6 protein-coding genes are annotated in these 4,987 nt (G+C 54.0%); all 6 read right to left on the reverse strand.

The genetic code is table 11. The features are described 5' to 3' along the window. On the reverse strand, positions 1-332 hold a 332-nt coding region (locus ACTTKG_RS08960), incomplete at its 3' end, for a hypothetical protein (RefSeq protein WP_442673869.1). An 85-nt stretch (positions 333-417) separates the two neighbouring features. Continuing rightward, positions 418-1,407, reverse strand: a complete 990-nt coding sequence (locus tag ACTTKG_RS08965; RefSeq protein WP_442673870.1) for a cell division protein FtsZ — start codon at positions 1,405-1,407, stop codon at positions 418-420. Between the two features lie 2 nt (positions 1,408-1,409). Continuing rightward, positions 1,410-2,651: an RtcB family protein gene (locus tag ACTTKG_RS08970; RefSeq protein WP_442673871.1), complete on the reverse strand. Its 1,242-nt coding sequence runs from the start codon at positions 2,649-2,651 to the stop codon at positions 1,410-1,412. An 81-nt stretch (positions 2,652-2,732) separates the two neighbouring features. After that, positions 2,733-2,942 carry a hypothetical protein gene (locus ACTTKG_RS08975; protein WP_442673872.1) on the reverse strand — a complete coding sequence of 70 codons (210 nt, stop codon included), beginning with the start codon at positions 2,940-2,942 and terminating at the stop codon, positions 2,733-2,735. 201 nt (positions 2,943-3,143) lie between these two features. Beyond that, on the reverse strand, positions 3,144-4,181 hold the full coding sequence (locus ACTTKG_RS08980) for a ParA family protein (protein ID WP_442673873.1): 1,038 nt from the start codon (positions 4,179-4,181) through the stop codon (positions 3,144-3,146). Between the two features lie 176 nt (positions 4,182-4,357). Then, on the reverse strand, positions 4,358-4,987 hold a 630-nt coding region (locus tag ACTTKG_RS08985), incomplete at its 5' end, for a vWA domain-containing protein (RefSeq protein WP_442673874.1).

Below are 4,987 nucleotides of genomic sequence, written 5' to 3' on the forward strand. Positions count from 1 at the left end.
GCCTCTTCCTGCGGCACGCTGTACCGGCTGCCGCACTGCGGGCAAAACGCCCCATCTCCAACTCTTTCTTTTCCGCAACTCTGACAAAACATGAACATTCCCTCCCTGAAAATCTTTTCACATCTATCACATTCAGAAAAAGATTCTGAAATATGATCCACTTCACAACGGTCTGCTTCAATCGAACCCGTCGATTGTCTGAAATAGAAGGTCTCCCCCGGATTGAGAGGTGTGGAAATCGACACATACATGTCGCCTGCCTTGTGCGGTCCGGCATAGAGATTGCTGACCATCGTACCGCCCTTGAACTTCTTCTTGCCGGTATCCCTCACGACACCTGCGATATTATATACGACGCCGTTGGTCAGGTTGATCCCAGCCCCGATATCCTATAATCACACAAGCAGACGGCGCCGATCACCCCGTATCCAGCCGCACCGCCATATTGACACGCACACCGTCAGCAAATTCCTTCTCACAATTGACGTGCAGCATCACCTCTGCTTCCACATCCAGCGTCGCTGCCAACGCATCCACCACGATCTGCACATCCGTCAGGGAAAATTCCCCATCCTTCCCCGTGATCATGAGGAACACGCGCTTTGCCTCCTCCAATGCGCCGCCGCACGAGAGCACGCGTCGCACGTCTGCCATCGCAGAGCGCACGTCTCCGGTTACGCTGCTCCATGCTCGCCACAGGTTGCACTGTCCCCATCTCCGCGGCTTAGAAAAAAACTTCTCGACTTCCTGCCAATGCAGCGCGGCGTTCGCCCCACATTCTATGCTGTGCAGCAGATCGCCGACGAAATCGCTTTGCCGCTTCGCCATCGCCTTGTTTCTTGCTTCTCCTATACGAGACGGAACGTCGTCGTCCATCGCTATGACGACACTCGTATGTTGGCACAGGCTTTGAAATCGCCAATACAGTTTCGCTTCTATAAAGTCCAGCGCATTCGGGGCTATGATTTTCTCAATGAAGGGTATCGCGACCACAGCGATTGCATACGAATCCGCAGCTGCAACGGGCGCAGCATCTCTGCCAACCGATTCCGCAAAATCAGCCAGCACGAACGACGGCTTCTCTGGCTGAAAAAAGCGCTTGCGATACCTGTAAAATTGCAGTACGCTTTTCGGCATCTCGCCGCCGAACGGAAGCATGACATTTTCGATGCCCGCCCAAGAGCCATACGTCGCAATCACATCGACGCCCATCGGGTAGCGATTTTGCGGATTCCGATGCAATCCCAGCCATCTCATGCCTTTGAAACCTTCTCGCAGCAAGCAATGAACAGCTTCCCGTCCGTTATCTCCAACACCGATGATATTAGCGCCGAACTCCCGCTCCTTTTCCTTATTGCCTTCATCAGCCTTATTATTCAGCCGTATTCTCTCGGGAATCATAAACATCTTTATTCCATCTCCTCCACCGCCCCCTTCGGGCCTCCTGCCTTGAAATTATAAACCGGCTTCAGCACCTCGATGACATCAACCGCATCGCGGATCACGTCGATGATGTCCGCGAGCGACTTGTATGCCATCGGGGCTTCATCGAGCGTGCCTTCGCCGATGCTCGTCGTGTAGACGCCCGCCATTTCCTTTTGGAATTCTTCGAGCGTGAAGCGCTCGCGTGCCGTCGTGCGTGACATGAGCCGCCCTGCGCCGTGCGGGCCGGAGTAGTTCCACTCGGGATCGCCGCGGCCGACGGCGAGGATGCTGCCGTCGCGCATGTTGATCGGGATGAGGACGCGCTCGCCCTTGTGAGCGGCGATGGCGCCCTTTCGGAGGATCCTTTCTTCCGTGTCGATGTAGTTGTGCACCGTATGGAACGCTTCGTTCGGCGTGACGCCGATGTGCTCAAGCAGTTTCTCGGCGATTTTCTCGCGGTTCAATCTTGCGAAGCGCTGGCAGATCTCGATGTCGTGCAGGTAGTCATCGAGATACTTGCCGAAGAGAAAGGCGAGGTCGGGCGGCACGCTCATCTTCGTCGGACGGAAGGTTCTATGCAGCTCCTTGATCGCTTCCTGCAGCTCGGCGCGGCGTCCTTCCGCCTTGTAACGGCGAATCATCTCCTCACGCGCTTCAAAGAGCGCCGCCTTGCCGTGCGCCAGATCAATAGCAAGCGACTGATAGATTTCGGCGACCTGCGTGCCGAGACTGCGGCTGCCCGTGTGAATGACGAGGTAGTTCGTACCATCCTCAGCGCGGTCGATCTCGATGAAGTGGTTGCCGCCGCCGAGCGTGCCGAGCGCCTTGGCGATGCGCTTGACCGTCTTGAGATCGCGATAGCAGCGGAGTTCCGTGAAGTCGAACTTCGCCTGCCGCCCCTCCCACAGCTGTCTGCCCGACGGGATGATGTGCGCCGCCTCGTCGACCTTGGCGAGGTCGAGTTCCTTCTTTCCAAGGTTTACCGTATACATGCCGCAGCCGATATCGACGCCGACGAGATTCGGCACGACCTTGTCCCTCACCGTCATCGTCGTGCCGATCGTGCAGCCCTTGCCCCAGTGGACGTCGGGCATGATGCGGATGCGCGAGCCTTCCGTGATTTCGTAGTCGCACATGCGCCGGATCTGCTCGACGGCTTCGTCTTCGATGACCTTCGCATAGGCGATCGCCGTCGCGATCTTGCCCTTGATTTCCAATCGCTCCATTCGATTTCCTCCTCCGCTTTTCGATATGCCAGCCCAACCGATTGCCCCGTCGGACTGACGACTTTTCTCGGAAACTGTCCTTCACTTCGTACGCTTCACGCGCTTTTCCCTGCCATCTCCGCACCGCCGCGAGCGCCTGCCAAAGACCCGCGAATGGTAAAATGACGGGCGAATCCCTGTCATGCGGCATGCCGGGCACGGGCTTACGACGCAGCGCACGACACCCAAGCGATACAAGCAATCCTCGCACGACGGAGATACAAAACCGCGAATCCTCTGTAAAACATCCATCGAAGGCACCTCCCATAAGTGTGCAGTTATCCACGCTTCGCCCTTTTCTGCTCCCATTATACCAAGTCGCTTCGCTCCGAGGTCGCCTGTCATGCGACATTATCAAATTCCTTGCTTGCATTATAACAAGAGGCATGGACAGATTTTGTCCATGCCTCAAAATATTTTTCAAGCCTCTTGCTGCGAAAATTGCACTTCGTATCACCAAATACTGTTGCTGATAAAGTGCAGCTGATTCTTTATCTTATTCACTGACTCATTGACCTCGACTCGGACTCGTTGGATCGTCACGCTTTCTCCCGGATTCAACAACTCGATCGGCTTGGACTGCGCACTTGATATTCGCCCGCTGCCAAGGAAATCGTCAAGCAGAACGATATGATTTTCCGGATCTCTTGTAGTGAAATGGGAAATATTTCTAGCCGCAAGATCTCTGATCTGCGCAAGATACAGCCGTGTTTGACGATTCGGCTCATTGCGCGCTCCGGCACGCGTGGACCAGCCACAGTGTGTCAAAACGACCAATTGAATTTTCGGAGTATGCGAATCATACGGCAGAATCCTGCGAAAAGGACTTGACGGATCCGATAATGTCTGCAACAGAAGTTTGAACGAGTTGATGGACTGCTGATCTGTTCTGACCGGCACGATCAAAGCATCTGTAGCATGCCATGCCAGATGCGTCGCCCCCGCGAAAAACGGCGATGTATCAATGAGGCATTTATCCGTTTCGGTTTCTTCCATTTCACGCCGAACCTCTGCCCGCAGAGAAAACAGCATACGATCGAGCAGATCCTGTTGCTGCTGTCCGGCTACACTCATCGCCTGCCCCATAGCAACAGCCATTTGTGAAGGAAAATTATACAGCGCATCTGCCGATGGAATGAAGTACACACTTCGATCTCGAAAATAAAGATTCGTAGCGCCCACATATTGTGCAACACGACTGGCGCGCCCCAAGCCGGGCATGAAGTATGGCAGCAGCATATCATATGCCGACACTTGCACGGATTGGTAATATGTATCATTATAAAAATAAGAAAGATTTCCCTGCGGACATGTATCGACGGCGAGCAAATTTTCTATCAAATAAGACAGATTGAATGCCAACGAGGTCTTTCCTATTCCACCACGAAGGTTGCAGATACAATATGTAGGAAATTTCGGCAACGATAATGGCTCCGCCTTATTTTCTGCAATAGCATTTTGCCGCATCAATAGCGCATCTGTGAAACACATAAAAGTATACCGCCTTCCAAATACTCTCTAGGTTAATCTTCTTTCTCATATTATAGACAAATCTGCGGAACTAATCAACAAAATTCTTGCCGCAAAGTTTCATCATATCCTTAACGGTATGAAAAAACCGCCTTCCCAACAAGGTTAGGCGGTTTCCCAAAAGCATTTTTCTTTCCTTACTTCTTATCGCGTGCCTTTTTGCAATAATCAGCGATCGCCATGCTCCAGCCGGCGTCGATGCCGCCCGTCTTGATGAAGCTCGCAGTCATCGCGCCGAGCGAGACGAAGTTTTCGCGTATGCCGCCCGCATCACATGCAAATTCCACGGAGTTTTCCCGACGGATGCCGAGATCGCCCGCGACGGCGACGGCGTCCATGTTTGCGCCGAGGAAGACGAACTCCCAGCCGTGCTTTTTCTCCTGATGCTCGATGAGCTTCTTGACCTTCTTCGCCGTGTAGCGAACGCTTGAATTTTCCAGACCGTCGGTCGTGATGACGAACATCGTGCGTACGGGGCGATCTTCTTCTCGTGCGTACTTGTGGATGTTTCGGATATGGTGAATTGAATCGCCGACGGCATCGAGAAGCGCCGTGCAGCCGCGCGTGAAGTATTCGCGCTCTGTGAGCGGCGCGACCTTCCCAATGGGGACGCGGTCGTGAATGACCTCGACCGCATCATCAAAGAGCACGGTGGAAACGAGGATGTCCGTGCTTTCTTCCTGCTGGCGGCGCAGCATGCCGTTGAAGCCGCCGATGGTGTCCGATTCCAAGCCCGACATCGAGCCGCTGCGGTCGAGGATGAAGAC

The sequence above is a fragment of the Selenomonas sp. genome (assembly GCF_052169755.1).
In the GTDB taxonomy this organism is placed as follows: domain Bacteria; phylum Bacillota; class Negativicutes; order Selenomonadales; family Selenomonadaceae; genus Selenomonas.